This is a genomic window from Candidatus Limousia pullorum, from assembly GCF_057405065.1.
Window position 1 is genome coordinate 1787658 of record NZ_CM171614.1, and the last position, 17538, is coordinate 1805195.

Sequence of the window (17538 nt, forward strand, 5' to 3'; positions counted from 1 at the left end):
ATAGCTGTGCAATTCGGTTTAAGTAAGTCTGCTATGACATGTTTATACAGATTGTTTATATTTATACACTTTTGTCAACATGTAAAAATTTCATTTATCAAAGGATTTGTTGTGGTTATAGAACACAATATGAGTTTTAAAGCTACAAAGTGTGTACAATAATAGGAAGAATATTGTAAAAAATCTCAGTTTATTGTCTGGAAAAAATATTTTCTATATGATATAATACATATTGTAGAATATCTGGCAGATGAAATAATATACACTTTTTATTTATCTGAATTTCTTTAATATTTAAAAAGCTTACAACTTTTGCCAATTCGGGCAACAACAATATCTCAATTATCAGCGAAAGGAACATTCGTCAGGGTGTTCCTTTCGCTATTTTTATCTGGTATATTGTTTGGATTTTTTGAAATATATCTCAAATTCAAATACTTGTGGAAGATGGCAAAATTTGAGTTTAACTATGCCGTTTTCATAGGCGTGCACCTTTTCAATACAATTATATATAATACTTTTTGTAATATTATTATAGTTTATTATTTTATCTATATATTTTTTTATGGTTGTATTTTTAAGTTTCTTTACAGATTGAGTTTTTTGAAGATTTTCAATCTCATTGTTATGATGAATAATCAGACTGTCATACTTTGATTTTAAAGCCATAAACTCATTTTCCGAAATTTTACGGGTTGCATAGGCGTCAATTATGTTAAGTTTCTTTATCTTTAATTCTTCAATTTCCGATTTTTTTTGTTTTAAAGAAGTTGAGGATGTTCCTGTTAATTGTATTTCTGCCATGTTCAAGAGAGAGTGTATGTGCTCTGTTAGTTTTTCGTTTTGTATATTTAACAGAGAATAGCTGTAGGCTGTCATATACATAAGGCTGTCGTTTCTTATTTGATATCTCACATGACATTGATTGTTCAAACATTTCCAGACTGTGTAATATCCGTCCTTTCCTTTCTTTTTTCTTGCTGAAAAGGGACAGCCGCAGTTTGCACAGATGATTTTTCCTGAAAAATAAAACTTGTTGCTTCTTCCGGAGTCTTGTTTTTTAACATAACTTCGCCTGCATAATTCCTGCTGTGCCGCCTCCCATAAATCACGTGATATAATAGGAGTGTGGTGGTTTTTAATAAATACGGTTTTTTCATTGCATTTGTTGGTTTTCTTTTTGTGGGTGAGATAGTCCGGTGTAAATGTCTTTTTTTGCCTTAAATCTCCGCAGTATTTTTCGTTTTTCAGAACTTTTATAATTACAGACGGAGTCCATTTTTCTTTGCCTGTATAGGTTTTAATGCCCTCGTTTTGAAGTCCCTTTGCGATTTCTGAAGCAGACATATGCAGGAAAACGTATTTATTGAATATGTTTTTTACAATTTCTGAACCCTCCTTATTTACGGTTATTTTCCCCTTTTTTACATCGTAACCGAGCATTGAGGTTCCGAATACCACGCCTTTTTCCATTCTTCTCGTCTGACCCCATTTTACACGGTCTGAGGTTTTTCGGCTTTCCTCTTGGGCGAGACTTGCCATAATTGACAGTCTAAGCTCAGCGTCAGGCTGAGATGTGTCTATTCCGTCATTCATAAACCTTATTGAAACTCCGAGATTTCTAAGCTTTCTGGAATAGGAAACGGCGTCAAGAATATTTCTTGAAAAACGGCTTACTTCCTTGGTGATTATGACCTGAAATAAACCCTTTTCCGCATCCTCCATCATCTGAATAAATCTGGTTCTGTTTTTTACGGCAGTTCCTGAAATTCCCTTGTCTGCGTAAATCTGAAACAGGGTCAAATCGTGACAGTTTTCAATGTAATTAAGAAAATAACTCATCTGACTTTCAAGAGAGTTTATCTGATCGTCTTTTTCCGTGGAAACACGGCAGTAAACAGCTGCAAGCATTATCATTTCTCCTAATTTTTTTTGGCAATAATAGTTATTTCTACACAAGTATATGAAACTGCATGGCACAGGATAATATATACATCATTTTGTGGACAAGAAAGAGCTTGTACGGTATAATTTACGGTGGAAAATATGTAAAAAGGAGATGTATAGTGAGGCAGTTTTTTAAAACAGAATTGAATAATTGGAAAATTCCAGAAATTATATGGCTTTGTTCATCGGTTTTTATTATTATATCTCTTTCTATTTATTGGAATGACAGCATAATAGGAATAATTGCGGCGGTTTCAGGGGTAGTTTATGTTATTTTGACGGGTAAAGGCAGACCATCGGGATACATTTTCGGTGTGGTTAATGTTTTACTGTATGCCTATATTTCCCTGGGCGCAAGATATTACGGGGAAGTTATGCTGAATATAATCTATTATCTTCCGATGAATTTTGTAGGCTGGTTTGTATGGCGTAAAAATATGGATGATGCCACAGGAGAGGTTAAGAAAAAAAGACTTTCTCAGAGATCCGCTCTGCTGATTTTCGGCGGCACACTGGTTGCTATTTTCCTTTACGGTGAAGTGCTTAAATACCTTGGAGGAAATATGGCTTATATAGACAGTATGAGCACAGTAATATCCGTTGTAGCTCAAATTTTGTGCGTAAAAAGATATATTGAGCAGTGGATATTGTGGATTGTGGTTGATATTGTCACGGTTGTGATGTGGATATTTGCATTTTTCAATGGGGGAGAAAGCGTAGCTACTCTGATTATGTGGAGTCTTTACACAGTCAATGGATTTATAATCTATTTCAGATGGAATAAAGATTTAAACAGACAGAGCGCAGACCTTGAATTTGCAGCGGTTCCCATTTCTGAAGGGAAGTTATCCTATTATGACAGCGGTAATATAAAGTAAAAAATATGCAGACGAGCGTTTTTGCCGTCTGCATTTGTTATATTCCTTTGTTTTACCAATCCTGTTTGCTGTAAAGGAGATTTAACGACATGGAAAATATCTCTGCGTCGATTACATTATTTTCTTTCAGTTCTCTTAAAATATTTTGAATTAAAAGCCGTTCAAATTTTGAATAATTTTCCTCAGTGCATTTTTCACTGTTATAAATTGTTTTAAAAACAGGTTTTCTGACCATTAGCCTCACCTGATAAAAAGATATGCGGTAATTGCGGAAATTTGCATGTCCTATAAAAGATACATTGTAAACCCGATGTAGGTACAGAAGAATAAGACCCAAAAGGGTGTAGGTGATTTTTGAGCTGTAAAAAGGAGAAAAAATATGAACGAAAAGAGTAATCAGCTGCTGTCTCCTCTTAGCGGAACAGTGGTTCCCCTTGAACAGGTATCAGACCCGGTATTTTCAACAAATATACTGGGAAGAGGTTTTGCCATAAAACCTGAAAGCGGAAAGCTTTGCAGTCCGGCTGAATGTATTGTTGAGTCAATATCCGATACAAAACATGCCTATGTGCTAAAAACAAAACAAGGACTTGAAATGCTTATACATGTGGGACTTGAAACAGTTTATTTAAAAGGAAAGCCTTTTAATTGTGCAGTCAAGTCCGGCGATAAAGTAAAAGCCGGTGACTTGATTTGTGAGATAGACTTGGACATGATAAAGGAAGCCGGAGCGGACACAATAGTTCCGATAACTTTCCCTAAAATACCGGGAGATAGTAAAATAGAGATAAACTACGGAAAAGTAAAAACCGGCGATGAGGTTATGTACATAGTGGAAAAGAAAAAGCTTCCGGATTTTAAAATTTTGAAAAAGCTTGGAATAAAATAAGCGATTAAACACCTTCTTTTTGAGGGTGTTTTCTTTTTATTATGAATTTATAAAAACAGTTGGAAAACAATAACAAAAGTATATTGAAAACAGTGTACCTATTTGATATTATAGTGTGGATGTAAAGGAGTGTTTGTTTTGTTCACAAGTGAGTTGACAACCAAAAGTGTTAACAAAGTGTATCTTAAATACCTGATACCCACACTTTTGGGAATGCTATCAAATTCAATTTACTGTATCGTAGACATCTATTTTGTATCGGCAGGTTCAGGAAGTCAGGGTTTGGCGGCAATGAATATATGTATGCCGGTGTTTACGATTTTGTCCTGTGTGGGTCTGCTTTTCGGAGTAGGCGGAGCTACAATAATGTCCATAAGTCAGGGAAGCGGTGATATGAATACCCGAAACAAGGCTTTTTCCGTTTCAGTATTTATGATGCTTATAGTGGGACTGATGTTCTCGGTGTTTGGAGTGCTGTTCAGAAAGGAATTTGCCTATCTTTTGGGTTCTGATGACCAGCTTCTTCCATTGGTTTTGGAGTACCTGACGCCTGTTATGTGCAGTGCATTGCCATTTGTGCTTATGTACTCGCTGAGTGTGCTTTTAAGGGCGGATAACAATCCAAAGCTTGCAATGGCTGCCCTTATGGTTGGAAATATTTCAAATATAATATTGGACTATGTTTTTGTTTCTGTGTTCCATATGGGAATTTTCGGAGCTTCAGTGGCGACATCTATTGCGCCGGTGCTTTCACTTATCGCCGCATCATTCCATTTTATCCTTAGAAAAAATACCGTGCATTTTAAGCTTAGATCCTTTGACCCAAAGGTTATAGGCAGAATTTTGTCTGTGGGAATAGGTAGCGGAATAATGGAATTGAGCGCAGGAGCTATAATATTCATGTTCAACAGCGCAATTTTAAACTTGGGCGGAGAGGTTTATCTTGCCGCCTATGCGGTTATCACAAATATCGCTTATGTGTTTAAAGGACTTTTAAATGGTTTTGCCCAGGCGGCACAGCCTTTAATTTCCACCAACTTCGGTTCGGGAATCATAAAGAGATGTTCAAAATCCTTGCGTGTGTGTCTGATTTACTCTTCGGTTTTCTGTATAGTTTGTTACGGAATAATTACGGTGGTTCCGGGATTTATAGTTTCATTTTTCTCAAACGGAGATACAAATATGGAAGCTATAGCCTCAAAGGGAATGATAATGTATTTTTCATCACTGCTTTTCACAGGAATAAACACAATGCTTATGTACTTTTTCCAGTCTATAGAACAGGGAAGAAAATCATTGCTTTTGGCTGTGTGCAAAGGATTTTTGTTTGTAACGCTTGGACTTTGGATTTTAACATCACTTATGGGTGTTGAGGGAGTTTGGTATGCGGTTCTGTTTGGTGAGGTTCTGACATTTGTTATCGCTTTGCCGATGGTTTTGCGCAGTGTCAAAAAGCTTAAAACAGTGACAGAAATGAAAGCGGCTACCGTTTAGGTAACTTAGGATAAACAGTAATTTCAAAAGCGTCGGGTGAGCAATGCCACCTTGCGCTTTTTTCTTTTTTGTATTCCACCTTGTAAAGCAGTTCCTTTAAAATATCATTTTTGTTTTTTGGGTCTGTTGTATTTTGGTAAATCTCTGTGATTTTTACAGGCTCAAAAACCAATTCTGTATCATCTTTTTGCGGTGAGTTTTGATTTTCAAAGTCAGACAAGAGCTTTTTTATCTCGGATATTTCTGTTGCAAGTTTGTTTTTTCTCATATCAAAAACTTCCTTTGAATATATTCCCTGTTCAAAAAGGCTGTAAACCTTTTCCAGCTGGTTCTGTAACTTTTTTAGATTGTTTTCAAGATTTAAAACTGACAGGCAACGCAGACTTTCCTCCTGAACAGGTGTATTTTTGGGGGATTTATTTAATCGGACTTCGTATCCTTTTGTCCAATAGTCAACTGCGTTTAATATCTTTTCCTCTGCAAGGCTTAAAAGACAGGATACGTTTCCGCAGTTTTTGGGACAGACAAGATAATCGCCTGTGCATGCAGGTTTTCTAACCATTTTAGCTCCGCATTTTTCGCAGATAACTAATCCGGCTAATGGATTTTTTATTGTCTTGCTTCGGTTTACAGGAGGCCTGTGACAGGCTGAAATTTTTTCTTGAGTCTTTATAAATACGTCTTTGTCAATAATTTTTTCATGAAGCCCCGAAGTCAACATGTATTTTTCAGGTGAGTTTCTCGGGCGCTCAGTTCTCATTTTTCCCATAACTACAGATTTTAAGGCAGGACGATAATTCCAGCGTATTTGACCGCAGTAAACCGGATTGGTGAGAATTCCGTAAACAGAAGATGGCGACCACTTTTTACCGGAGGGAGATGGAATATTGTTTGAATTAAGATACCGGGAAATTTTTGAAATTCCCAAAGGCTCATATTTTTCAAGGATTTCAGTTCCATTTAAAAATAAATTAAAGATAAGCTTAACAACAGCGGCTTTATCCTCATCGATTTCAAGTGTAAAGCCTTTTTCACCTTTCAATTTAATTTTCCTGTAACCGTAGGGAGCGATGCTTCCGGTATACTTTCCCTCTCTGACTGATGATAACCGCCCACGCTGCAATCGCCTGTTTATAACCTTGTATTCACGACGGCTCATAAACAGCCCGAACTCAAAATATTCCTCGTCGAATTCGTCGCATGGGTCGTATATCTTTATAGGAGTTATAATTTTTGTTTTGCTGTACTTGAAAGTCCTTGCCACAACCCCTTGGTCAACCGTATCGCCTCTTGCAAGTCGTTCAACCTCAATTACAAAAACACCATCCCAGAGTTTTTTCTCAACCTGAAAAAGCAGTTCCTGCATAACGGGACGGGCTTCAATGCTGTCCCCTGAAACAATCTCACGAAATATCTTTTCAATCTTTAAACCAAGCTTTTTGCTAAGTTCAAAAAGTATATCCTCATGCCTTTGTAAAGTGTCAAACCGATTGGAAATATCCGCCTGTTCATCCGCCCTGGACTTCCTAAGATACATACAATAGCTCATAAAATCACCTCAATACAATCGTTATTATATATTGTAAAATAATGTTGAAATTTCTGATTGACTGCAATATAATAATGGTGAAAATATTATATTATTGGTGTATATTTAATTGAGAAAGGATTGATTATAATGAGTGAGAAAAAATATTTAAAAAGTGATTCTGAAATTATTAAAGAAGTGGCTGAAGAATTTGTTTTTTCAGAAAAAGAAAATATGGAAGATATGTGCTGTAACTTTAAAAGGATTATGGGAGAGTGGAGAAAATATGAATTACAGATTCCTGAAAAAGCCATAAATGACCTTTGCACTGATAAATACAAAAGTCAAACTGATATAAATGGTGTTATTGCAAAAATAAGCATCATAAATCAGATATATTCTACACGAGTAAAAAATATTGATACATATTGGTTGGCTAAACATATTATAAACAATGGAAAGAAGTTAGAAGAATATATATCTTCAGAAGATGAAAAAGATAGAATAAAAGCGGTACAGATTATAGCAAATTCCAAAGACTCCAGCGAAGAAAATATAAAGAAAATGAACAACCATTATTCGTTTGCAACTAAATATTGCAGTTTTCATATTTTGGACGGTTTTCATAATCCGGACGCTTTTCCTATTTATGACAGCTATATATCGTCTGTAGTAAAAGCCAATGCAGGTAAGGGATGTGAAAAGGTTACGAATATCACTTCTTTTAACAGCTATGGAATTTTCTGTAAAGCAATGGGAGAATTGAAAAAAACATTTTCCCAAAAATTAAATAAAAACATCACAGCCAAAGAATTCGACCAATTTTTGTGGCTATATTTTAAAGAAAAGTTTGATGAACGCAAAGAAAAATATAAGATACAAAAATAATTTATCTTTTATAGTTATAACAGCAAAAGAGCGCCTCCTTTTTATCGGAAACGCTCTTTTTTCGGCTTGTATTTTTACATAATTACTTATGGCATGAGCTGCTGTTGGGACAGTGGCCGCATCCGCAGCCACAGGAGCAGGAAGATTTGCCTTTTTTCTTGTTTCTAATCAAGGAAAATATCACAAGTCCCACGACAACTGCAACTATAAGTCCCACAATTATTGTACCCAAATTTGCAATTATAAAACTCATATACGGCCTCCTGTTTTTATTTTTTATTAAACTCTTACTTTCTTTGTAAGTCTGTTATTGTCTGTATTGTTTGGTCTGAAAAGGAGATAGAGGAACAAAACAACCAGAAGTATTGCAACTGCTGTTGCTACTGTAAATCCGCCGCCTGTGATAAGTGTTCCAAGCTGGAATATGCACATTGAAACAACATAGGCGAATACACACTGATAACCTATTGCAAACCAAGTCCATTTTGCGTTGTTCATCTCTCTTTTAATTGCGCCGATTGCGGCAAAGCATGGAGCGCAGAGCAGGTTGAACACAAGGAATGAGTAAGCGGAAAGACCTGTAAAAGATGCTCTCATGTTTGCCCAAATCTGCCAGCCGTTTTCCGCAACCTCGTCAAATCCCCCGTAGAGAACACCGAATGTGCCAACCACGTTTTCTTTTGCGATAAGTCCGGTAAAGGCGGCAACTGTTGCCTGCCAGTTTCCCCAGCCAAGAGGGGCAAAGATAGGGGAAATAAAGCTTCCGATAATTCCCAAAATACTGTTTTGCATATCCTCGACTTTGGTAAATCCGCCGCCCTCAAAACCGTAAGCGGAAGCAAACCAAACGAAGATTGTGGCGAGAAGAATAACTGTACCGGCTTTTTTGATGAATGACCAGCCTCTTTCCCACATGCTTCTGAGAACATTTCCAACAGTCGGCAGATGATATGCGGGAAGCTCCATAACGAAAGGAGCAGGGTCGCCGGAGAACATTCTGGTCTTTTTAAGGATAATTCCTGAGCAGATTATGGCGGCAATACCAACAAAATATGCGCTTGGAGCTACCCACCAGGCTCTGCCGAAAAGTGCACCGGAAATAAGGGCGATTATCGGAAGCTTTGCGGAGCAGGGGATAAAGGTGGTTGTCATTATGGTCATCTTTCTGTCCCTGTCGTTTTCTATGGTTCTGGAAGCCATAATGCCGGGAACTCCGCAGCCTGTTCCTATAAGCATAGGAATAAAGGATTTACCGGAAAGTCCGAATTTTCTGAAAATTCTGTCCATGATAAATGCGATACGTGCCATGTATCCGCAGCCCTCAAGGAAAGCAAGGAACAGGAAGAGAACGAGCATCTGTGGAACAAATCCCAAAACTGCTCCAAGACCTGCAACTATACCGTCCAAAATAAGCTCCTGAAGCCAGTCTGCGCAGTTGATAGCTGTAAGACCCTGTTCAACAAATACAGGAATACCTGGAACCCAAACGCCGTAATCTGCCGGGTCTGGCTCTGAAACCTGATATGCTTCTTTAAAAAGAGCAAGATTAACCGGAACGGTTTCTGAAACCTCTCCTGTGTCGTCGTCATAGAAAACAGCTTCGCCAGTTACATTGGCGGCGGAAGCTTCAAAGGCGGCAAGCTCTTCTGCTGAGATTTCTTCACCGTTTTCTCTTGCTTCGCTTATGGCTGTTGTGTCGATACCGGCGTTCTCTGCGGCTTCAAGAAAAGCGGAAACCTCTGTGTCGGCTGTGGAATATTCCTCGCTTGCGGTTTCGTATTTGCCGGCTCCTATGCCCAGCAAATGCCAGCCGTCTCCGAATACGCCGTCGTTTGCCCAGTCGGTAAATATGGTTCCAACGGTGGTAACGGAAATGTAGTACACAATAAACATAACCACCGCAAATATTGGGAGAGCCGCCCAGCGGTTTGTTACAACTCGGTCGATTTTATCGGAGGTGCTGAGCTTATTTTTGTTGTGCTTTGTGTAACAGCCTTTGATAATTGAATCTATGTAGCTGTATCTTTCGTTGGTTATTATGCTTTCTGTGTCGTCGTCAAACTCAGTTTCAGCCTGATTGATTATTTCTTCAACATCAGGAAGATTTTTCATTGTTTCCTTTATTTTTTCGTCACGCTCAAAAAGCTTAACAGCGTAAAATCTTTTTTGGAACTGAGGAATTTCAGAAGTTAATTTATCTTCTATACTGTCAAGATATTCCTCGCATTTTTTTGAAAAGCGGTGAACAGGCTCGGTTTTTCTGCCGTTGACTGCGGCGTCGTAGGCGGCTTGAGCAGCTTCCTGAATACCTGTACCTTTCAAAGCGGAAATTTCCACCACTTTACAACCTATTTTCTTTGAAAGAACATCTATTTTAATGACGTCCTTGTTTTTTCTCACAACGTCCATCATGTTGATAGCCATTACAACAGGGATTCCCAGCTCCATAAGCTGAGTTGAAAGATAAAGGTTTCTTTCAAGGTTAGTACCGTCAACTATGTTGAGTATTGCGTCGGGCTTTTCCTGTAAAAGATAATTTCGTGCCACAACCTCTTCCAAAGTGTAAGGGGAAAGGGAATAGATACCGGGAAGGTCGGTGATTATTACATCCTTATATCCTTTGAGTTTTCCCTCTTTTTTCTCAACGGTAACTCCGGGCCAGTTACCGACAAATTGATTTGCGCCGGTGAGACCGTTAAACAGTGTGGTTTTACCGCTGTTTGGGTTGCCGGCAAGTGCAATTTTAAACGACATACCAATTCCTCCATTAAAATAAGTTAGAATAAGCTAACTTTGTGCTCAAATAAAGATGTGTTTTAATAGATTTACTCTACACTAAAAATATTAAAACACATCCGGATTATCCCACTTCAATCATTTCTGCGTCAGCTTTTCTCAGCGAAAGCTCGTAGCCTCGCACCTTAACTTCAACAGGATCTCCCAATGGGGCGGTCTTTCTTACAAAGATTTCCACGCCTTTGGTAATTCCCATATCCATTATTCTGCGTTTTACTGCGCCGTTGCCGTTGAGCTTTGAAACTTTTACGGTTTCGCCGCACTTAACATCCTTCAAAGTACGCATAATAACCTCCTATTAGTTACCCACCATGATTTTATTTGCCATTTCACGGCTTATAGCAACTCTTGATTCTTTTATATTTACAATCACGTTTCCGTGATTTACAGCCACAACGGTGACATCAGCGCCGACGACAAAACCGAGACTCTCCAAAAAACGTCTGATTTTTTCGTTTCCGCCAACCTTTTTGATTAAATTAACTTCACCGGCATTAGCCATAGTTAAAGGCATCATAGCCACCCCTTCTTTTATGTTAATCGGTTAGATGTTTCTAACTACATTGTATGTTAGCACAAACTAACTTATTTGTCAATAATTCTCTGTATTTTTTTGCTAATTAAATAACTTTTCTATCCTAAAAAGGAATATTATGGACGTTTTGACTTGAAAATTACCATTGGTATATGATATACTGTACAAAAGCCATAATGGGAGGTGTATTCCTTGAAAATTCAGGAATCAGCGGAAAATTATCTGGAGACTATACTTATAATAAGACAGAGAAAGGGCTATGTGCGTTCAATAGATATAGTAAACGAGCTTGATTTTACAAAGCCCAGCGTAAGTGTTGCAATGAAAAATCTCAGAGAAAACGGTTACATAAGCATGGACGAAAAGGGATATATAACACTTCTTGAAAAAGGAGAAGAGATTGCTCAAACAATGCTGGAACGCCATGTTATGCTTACAAAGTGGCTCACACAGCTTGGAGTTGACGAACAGACAGCTGCTCATGACGCATGCAGAATTGAACATGTAATCAGCAAGGAAAGCTTTGAAGCTATTAAAAAGCATGTTTCTGCCACTTGATTTTAATTTTAAAAATAAAATTTTCACTGCCGCCGAATTTCGGCGGCTTTTTCTTTTGTGTGAAAATTTTAGAAAAAATGAGAAATATAGGAAATTTGCTTTGTTATTTATGTCTAAATGAGATGTGGCTCATTTGTGCAGGATATTGAATTTTGTGTTTTTTCATGGTAAAAACGCACAACAGGACAAGCTGTTAAATAGTCATTTATACAAAGTTAAATTTTTTGATGAAAAAGTATAGAAAAACGATTTCATATATGGTATTATACATATGGAAACGATTTCATAACTTGTTTTAAAAATTGAAATCAAAAAGACGATTGCGAAGAAGAACTGATTTTAAATTATGTTGTATTTTAATCCGAAAGCGGATTTTAATAAAATATTTAAAAAAGTGAGGAGAAGTTATGGATTATCGAAAAGTGGCTCAAGAAATCTATGACAAAGTTGGGCAAAAAGAAAACATTGTGTCTGCTGCCCACTGTGCTACAAGACTTCGCTTGGTTCTTGTGGATAACGGAAAATGCGACGCAAAAGCTGTGGAAAACATTGACGGCGTTAAGGGCGTGTTCAGTGCATCCGGTCAGCTGCAGATTATTATCGGTACAGGAGAGGTAAACAAAGTTTACGACGAGTTTATCAAGATTGCCGGAATAACTGCCGCCAGCAAGGACGACGTGAAAGCGGCTGCTGCTGCAAAGCAAAATGTTTTTAAACGTGCCATAAAAACATTGGGTGATATTTTTGTGCCTATCATCCCTGCTATCGTAGCAAGCGGTTTCCTTATGGGAATCATGGAAGCCTTGAACTTTATGGTAAACAACGGCTATTTGAACATGGATACATCCGGTTCAATATACGTATTTGCCAATCTGTTTGCAAACACTGCCTATACATTCCTGCCGATTTTGATAGCCTTCAGCGCAGCAAAGGCTTTCGGAGGAAACCCGTACTTGGGTGCAGTTATAGGTATGATTATGATTCACCCGAATCTCCAGAACGCATGGACAGTTGCTACCGAAGGAGTTCAGCAGACCCAAAGTGTTTGGTTTGGTCTTTATTCAATAGATATGGTTGGATATCAGGGTCATGTTATTCCTGTTATCATAGCCGTATGGGTAATGTGCTTTATTGAAAAAAGACTTCACAAGATTGTACCTCCAATGTTCGACCTCTTTGTTACACCGCTTGTAAGCGTATTTGTAACAGGATATCTTACATTGTCAATTATCGGACCTGTTTTCGTAACAGTTGAAAACGCTATTATCGGCGGAATTCAGACATTGCTTACATTGCCTTTCGGTATCGGAAGCTTTATCATGGGCGGTCTTTATTCAGCAACAGTTGTTGCAGGTATTCACCATATGTACACTGTTATTGATGTTGGACAGCTTGCAATGTACGGATTTACATATTGGCTGCCATTGGCATCTGCTGCAAACATTGCACAGGGTGCAGCTGCTTTGGCAGTAGGCTTAAAGACAAAGAATAAAAAGACAAAGGCTGTTGCAATTCCTTCTGCAATGTCCTGCTTTATGGGTATCACAGAACCGGCAATCTTCGGTGTAAACCTTAGATTCTTCAAGCCTTTCCTTTGTGGAGCTGTAGGCGGCGCCTGCGGTGCTCTGTATGCTTCAATCGTAGGCCTTGGCGCCAGCGGTACAGGTGTTACAGGTATCTTCGGACTTTTGCTTTGCCTCCACAACCCAATCAACTATATCATCATGTTCATAATTTCAGCAGGCGTTGCATTTGTTCTCACATGGCTTTTCGGCTTCAAGGATAAGAAAGAGGACGAAGCAGCAACCGCTCCTGAAAACAATAACACAGATAAAAAAGAAGTTCCTGCACTTCAGTGCAAAAGCGGTGTTATCTATGCACCTGTAAACGGAAAAGTTTTCTCATACGAGCAGATTCCTGACCAGACCTTTGCAGCAGGTATTCTCGGTAAAGGTGTTGGAATTGAACCTGAGGTTGGAGAAGTAGTAGCTCCCTTTGACGGAGAAATTTCATCAGTTACAGATACAAAACATGCAGTTGCAATTACATCACCGGACGGTATGGAGGTTTTAATCCATGTAGGTGTTGACACAGTTGCAATGAAGGGCGATGGCTTTAACTGTCTTGTAAAAGAGGGACAGAAAGTAAAAGCCGGAGAAAAGCTCATCACATTTGACAGAGAAAAAATCAAGAAGGCAGGACATCCGGACTGCGTTGTGGTTCTCCTGACAAACTGTGACGATTACAGTGATTTCAAGCTTAACACAGGCAGCTGCAAACTGCTTGACCAGGTTATAACAGTATAAAAAGTACTTTGCCAATGTACAATGGCGGCAAAAGCATCTGCACGTTTGTTTTTGCCGCCGGAGTACCGCCAACAATAAAGGGAGTGATTTTGAAATGACATCAGAAATCCTGCAACAGGCACGAGATTATGAAAATAAAAATGCGGACAGTATAACAAAAGAAGAGCGTCCCTCATTTCATGTGACGCCGCCAATAGGATGGATGAACGACCCAAACGGTTTTTCCGTTTACAAGGGAGAATATCACTTGTTTTTTCAGTATCATCCCTACAGTATAAAATGGGGCCCCATGCATTGGGGACACTACAAGACAAAAGATTTTATCCGCTGGGAAAGACTTCCCGTGGCGATTGCCCCTGACAGTGATTTTGACATTGACGGATGTTTTTCCGGCAGTGCAGTTGAACTTTCAGACGGCCGTCAGATGCTAATGTACACAGGCGTTTATCCTGAAATGATTGAGGACGGAACAAAGAAAACGGTTCAAGCTCAGTGCGTGGCATTTGGTGACGGAATAAATTACGAAAAATCAAAACTCAACCCTGTTTTGAAAGAAAATGATTTGCCGGAATGGGGAAGCAAATGGGATTTCAGAGACCCGAAAATCTGGAAAAAAGATAAAGATTTGTATGCGGTAATAGGTACACGCACAACAGACGGAAGCGGAGCGATACTCCTTTACAAAGCATCTGAGGACGCTCCGGAGAAATGGACTCTTGTAAGCACGGTTGACAGGTCAAACAATGAATACGGAAAGATGTGGGAATGTCCCGATTTGTTCATGCTTGACGGCAAATGGGTTTTAATCACATCACCTCAAAACATGATTGCCAAGGGTCTTGAATATCACAACGGCCATGACGTTATATGTATCACAGGAAATTTTGACTATGAAACAGGAAAATTCACAAGAGAAAACGTGATGCCCGTTGAAGGCGGAATTGATTTTTATGCACCACAGACTTTGCTGACACCGGACGGCAGACGCATAATGATTGCATGGATGCAGGCTTGGGACTCATCAAAATTTGTACCCAAGGGTCAAAAATGGTTCGGTATGTTCACAATACCCAGAGAGCTGACCATTAAAAACGGTTGCTTAATTCAAAACCCCGTAAGAGAAATTGAAAATTACAGATACAATAAAGTATCCTATAAAAATATAGATATCAAAGAAGAGATAAAACTCCCCGGAGTGGCAGGAAGAATTATCGACCTCACCACAACGGTATACTTTGATAAAAAAGAAACCTGCAGAAAGTTTGTAATAAAATTTGCGCAGAACGAAGATTTTTACAGCAGTATAACATATGACCCGGCAGATAATCTGCTGACTTTGGACAGAACCTATTCAGGTTTTCCACACTACATTGTCCACAGCCGCACAATAGAGGTTAAAAAGAATGAATACAATTCTTTAAAGCTCAGAATACTGCTGGACCGCAATTCAGTTGAATTGTTTGTAAACGACGGAGAGAAAGCTATGTCGGCAGCTTTGTATACTCCTCTTGACGCAGACTCAATAACATTCGAGTCAAAAGGAAATGTAAAGCTCGACATTGAAAAGTATGATTTAAAGTTTTAATTAGATTTTAATTATTCACTTATCTTTGTTAAAAAGAGCATTATAATCCGGTTGCATAAAGCTGAATATTGATGTATATTATTGATATAATTTTTGCTTTTTGCAATAACAGGGCTTGATAGCGTTTAAACAAAAGTCCACTATATAATGTACAGAAGTGAGTTGATAATATATGCAGATAAAGGATATTGCACGTCTTGCCGGAGTGTCACCATCTACGGTGTCAAGAGTGCTGAATAATTCAGGTTATGTAAGCGAGGAAATACGTTTAAAGGTTCAAAGCGTAATAGACGAAACCGGTTACAGACCCAATCAGATTGCAAAATCCCTTAAGGACAGAAGCACCAAAACCATAGGAATAATTATTCCTCAGATAGCTTCTGAAACAATGGCGAAACTTGTCGAAGCCGCTTACAGATGCTGTAATGAGAGAGGATATAAAATCCTTATGGAAAACACCCAGCTTGACTGGGGCAGAGAAATTGAAAGCCTGAAAAGTCTTTATCATCAGCAGGTTGAAGGAATACTTCTGATGTCGGTGGGACTTTCTCAGGAGCATAAACAGGTTATAGACAGTTTAAAAATACCGGTGATTGTAACCGGTCAGAAAATGGACGGGCTTTGCTGTTACACTCATGACAACAGAAACGCAGTTAAAGCTTTAGTCACAAAAATGATTGAAAGAGGCAAAAAAAGAATTGCCATTTTGAATGTGGATATAGAAGAGGATGACTCTATCAGAGTTCAGAGAGAGCTTGGATATCGTGACGCCCTTTCTGAAAATGGTATAGAGTTTGACCCAAAGCTTGCGGCTTACGGAAAATTCTCAGTGGCTTCCGGAATGGAAATGATGGGAAAAATCTGGAATGAAAACGAGGTAAAGCCCGACGGAGTTTTCGCTGTAACAGATAAAATAGCTATCGGCGCAATGAGATTTCTCATGAAACAGAAAGTAGATATACCCGTAGAATGTGCCGTGGCAGGAGTGGGCAACAATAAGCTTTCAGAATTTATTGAGCCCGCCTTGTCCACAATAGAGTATCATTATACAGAGCTTGGCACAACGGCAACCAATTTGCTGATTGACGCTATAGAAGGAAATGAAAAGGCGGAGGGAATCCACCTTATGAAATATGACATAATTGAGAGGAGCAGCACTAATGAACAATATTCTTGTAATGGGTGAACTTTTAATTGACTTTATTCCGTGTGAAAAGGGCAGAGCCCTTAAAGATGTAGATAATTTCCAGCGTGCCGCAGGCGGTGCACCCGGCAATGTTGCGGCGGCTATTTCAAAGTTGGGCGGTCATTCCATTATGATTTCAAAGCTGGGATATGACGCTTTCGGCGACCACATTGTTGAAAACCTCAACAGCGCAGGTGTTGACACAAAATATGTCTTCAGAACAAACGAGGCAAAAACAGCTTTGGCATTTGTATCCCTTGATAAAGAGGGCAACAGAGATTTCAGCTTTTACAGAAATCCAAGCGCAGACCTGTTTTTAAGCCCTGATGATATAACAGAGGATATGTTTGATAATTGCAGTGTGTTCCATTTCGGTTCTGTAGATCTTGTGGATTATCCCGTTAAGAAGGCTCACAAGAGAGCAATAGAAATTGCGAAGGCAAAAGGAATCACAGTAAGCTTTGACCCTAACATCAGACTTCCACTTTGGGATAGCCCGGAAGCTTGTCAGGCGGCTGTAAGAGAGTTTCTGCCTTATGCTGATATAGTAAAAATTTCAGATAACGAGCTTGAGTTTATCACAGGCAAGGATGACCCGGCAGAGGCTGCAAAACTGCTCTTTGAAAACGGATGTAAGTTCTTTATGTATACAAAGGGTAAGGACGGAGCAGAAGCTTTCACAAAGAATGTTCACGTTTCAATGCCTTGCTTCCCTGTAGAAGTTGTTGACACAACAGGTGCAGGAGATTCATTCATGGGCTCAATGCTTTACAGCATAACAGAAAAGGGAATGAGCCTTGAAGAGCTTGAAAACATCGACGAAAATACATTGAAAGAATTTGTAAAATTTTCATCACTCTATGCTGCAAGCACAACAACAAGAAAAGGCGGCGCATGCTCAATGGCTACAATGAGTGAAATCAAAGAATTTGCAAAAAGGTTTTAATA

At 38.8% G+C, this 17538-nt stretch carries 16 protein-coding genes; 9 read left to right on the forward strand and 7 right to left on the reverse strand.

Annotation, left to right across the window (positions count from 1 at the left end; all coding sequences use genetic code 11):
* Positions 1-387: 387 nt before the first annotated feature.
* A complete protein-coding gene (locus tag CGICJO_RS08170) occupies positions 388-1911 on the reverse strand; it encodes a recombinase family protein (RefSeq protein ID WP_486498514.1) in 1524 nt (507 codons plus the stop codon).
* A gap of 155 nt (positions 1912-2066) precedes the next feature.
* Between CGICJO_RS08170 and pnuC the strand changes: the two genes are divergently transcribed.
* Positions 2067-2825: a nicotinamide riboside transporter PnuC gene (gene pnuC, locus CGICJO_RS08175; RefSeq protein WP_486498515.1), complete on the forward strand. Its 759-nt coding sequence runs from the start codon at positions 2067-2069 to the stop codon at positions 2823-2825.
* A 52-nt stretch (positions 2826-2877) separates the two neighbouring features.
* On the opposite strand, the gene CGICJO_RS08180 is transcribed toward pnuC, so the two are convergent.
* Positions 2878-3060, reverse strand: coding sequence for a hypothetical protein (locus tag CGICJO_RS08180; RefSeq protein ID WP_087376264.1), 183 nt, complete (start codon positions 3058-3060; stop codon positions 2878-2880).
* Between the two features lie 144 nt (positions 3061-3204).
* Here CGICJO_RS08180 and CGICJO_RS08185 point away from each other — a divergent pair, with 144 nt between their 5' ends.
* Complete coding sequence (locus CGICJO_RS08185; RefSeq protein WP_486498516.1) at positions 3205-3714, forward strand: PTS sugar transporter subunit IIA; 510 nt, start codon at positions 3205-3207, stop codon at positions 3712-3714.
* 138 nt (positions 3715-3852) lie between these two features.
* A complete protein-coding gene (locus tag CGICJO_RS08190; RefSeq protein ID WP_486498517.1) occupies positions 3853-5208 on the forward strand; it encodes an MATE family efflux transporter in 1356 nt (451 codons plus the stop codon).
* On the opposite strand, the gene CGICJO_RS08195 is transcribed toward CGICJO_RS08190, so the two are convergent.
* Positions 5198-6757 (reverse strand): recombinase family protein, encoded by a 1560-nt coding sequence (locus tag CGICJO_RS08195; RefSeq protein ID WP_486498518.1) that lies wholly within the window; start codon positions 6755-6757, stop codon positions 5198-5200. The two genes, CGICJO_RS08190 and CGICJO_RS08195, sit on opposite strands and share 11 nt — an antisense overlap.
* A 129-nt stretch (positions 6758-6886) precedes the next feature.
* Here CGICJO_RS08195 and CGICJO_RS08200 point away from each other — a divergent pair, with 129 nt between their 5' ends.
* Positions 6887-7624 (forward strand): HI_0787 family protein, encoded by a 738-nt coding sequence (locus CGICJO_RS08200; RefSeq protein WP_486498519.1) that lies wholly within the window; start codon positions 6887-6889, stop codon positions 7622-7624.
* 82 nt (positions 7625-7706) lie between these two features.
* Here CGICJO_RS08200 and CGICJO_RS08205 read toward each other — a convergent pair whose 3' ends face one another.
* From CGICJO_RS08205 to CGICJO_RS08220, 4 genes are all read right to left on the reverse strand, one after another.
* Complete coding sequence (locus CGICJO_RS08205; RefSeq protein ID WP_486498520.1) at positions 7707-7877, reverse strand: FeoB-associated Cys-rich membrane protein; 171 nt, start codon at positions 7875-7877, stop codon at positions 7707-7709.
* Between the two features lie 26 nt (positions 7878-7903).
* Entirely contained in the window at positions 7904-10378 is a 2475-nt protein-coding gene (gene feoB, locus CGICJO_RS08210; protein WP_486498521.1) for a ferrous iron transport protein B, read from the reverse strand.
* 106 nt (positions 10379-10484) lie between these two features.
* The gene (locus CGICJO_RS08215) at positions 10485-10706 is read right to left on the reverse strand and encodes a FeoA family protein (protein WP_087376270.1); all 222 of its coding nucleotides are present in this window, start codon (positions 10704-10706) and stop codon (positions 10485-10487) included.
* 12 nt (positions 10707-10718) lie between these two features.
* Positions 10719-10937 (reverse strand): FeoA family protein, encoded by a 219-nt coding sequence (locus CGICJO_RS08220; protein WP_087376271.1) that lies wholly within the window; start codon positions 10935-10937, stop codon positions 10719-10721.
* A gap of 210 nt (positions 10938-11147) precedes the next feature.
* Between CGICJO_RS08220 and CGICJO_RS08225 the strand changes: the two genes are divergently transcribed.
* The 5 genes from CGICJO_RS08225 (at position 11148) to CGICJO_RS08245 (ending at position 17536) form a co-directional block, all read left to right on the forward strand.
* A complete protein-coding gene (locus CGICJO_RS08225; protein WP_486498522.1) occupies positions 11148-11513 on the forward strand; it encodes a metal-dependent transcriptional regulator in 366 nt (121 codons plus the stop codon).
* A gap of 407 nt (positions 11514-11920) precedes the next feature.
* Positions 11921-13819, forward strand: a complete 1899-nt coding sequence (locus tag CGICJO_RS08230; RefSeq protein WP_486498523.1) for a PTS sucrose transporter subunit IIABC — start codon at positions 11921-11923, stop codon at positions 13817-13819.
* Between the two features lie 94 nt (positions 13820-13913).
* Positions 13914-15404, forward strand: coding sequence for a glycoside hydrolase family 32 protein (locus tag CGICJO_RS08235; RefSeq protein WP_486498524.1), 1491 nt, complete (start codon positions 13914-13916; stop codon positions 15402-15404).
* Positions 15405-15576: 172 nt separating this feature from the next.
* Positions 15577-16590: a LacI family DNA-binding transcriptional regulator gene (locus tag CGICJO_RS08240; protein ID WP_486498525.1), complete on the forward strand. Its 1014-nt coding sequence runs from the start codon at positions 15577-15579 to the stop codon at positions 16588-16590.
* Positions 16565-17536: a carbohydrate kinase family protein gene (locus CGICJO_RS08245; protein ID WP_486498526.1), complete on the forward strand. Its 972-nt coding sequence runs from the start codon at positions 16565-16567 to the stop codon at positions 17534-17536. Before CGICJO_RS08240 ends, CGICJO_RS08245 begins: the two co-directional genes overlap by 26 nt.
* Positions 17537-17538 lie beyond the last annotated feature (2 nt).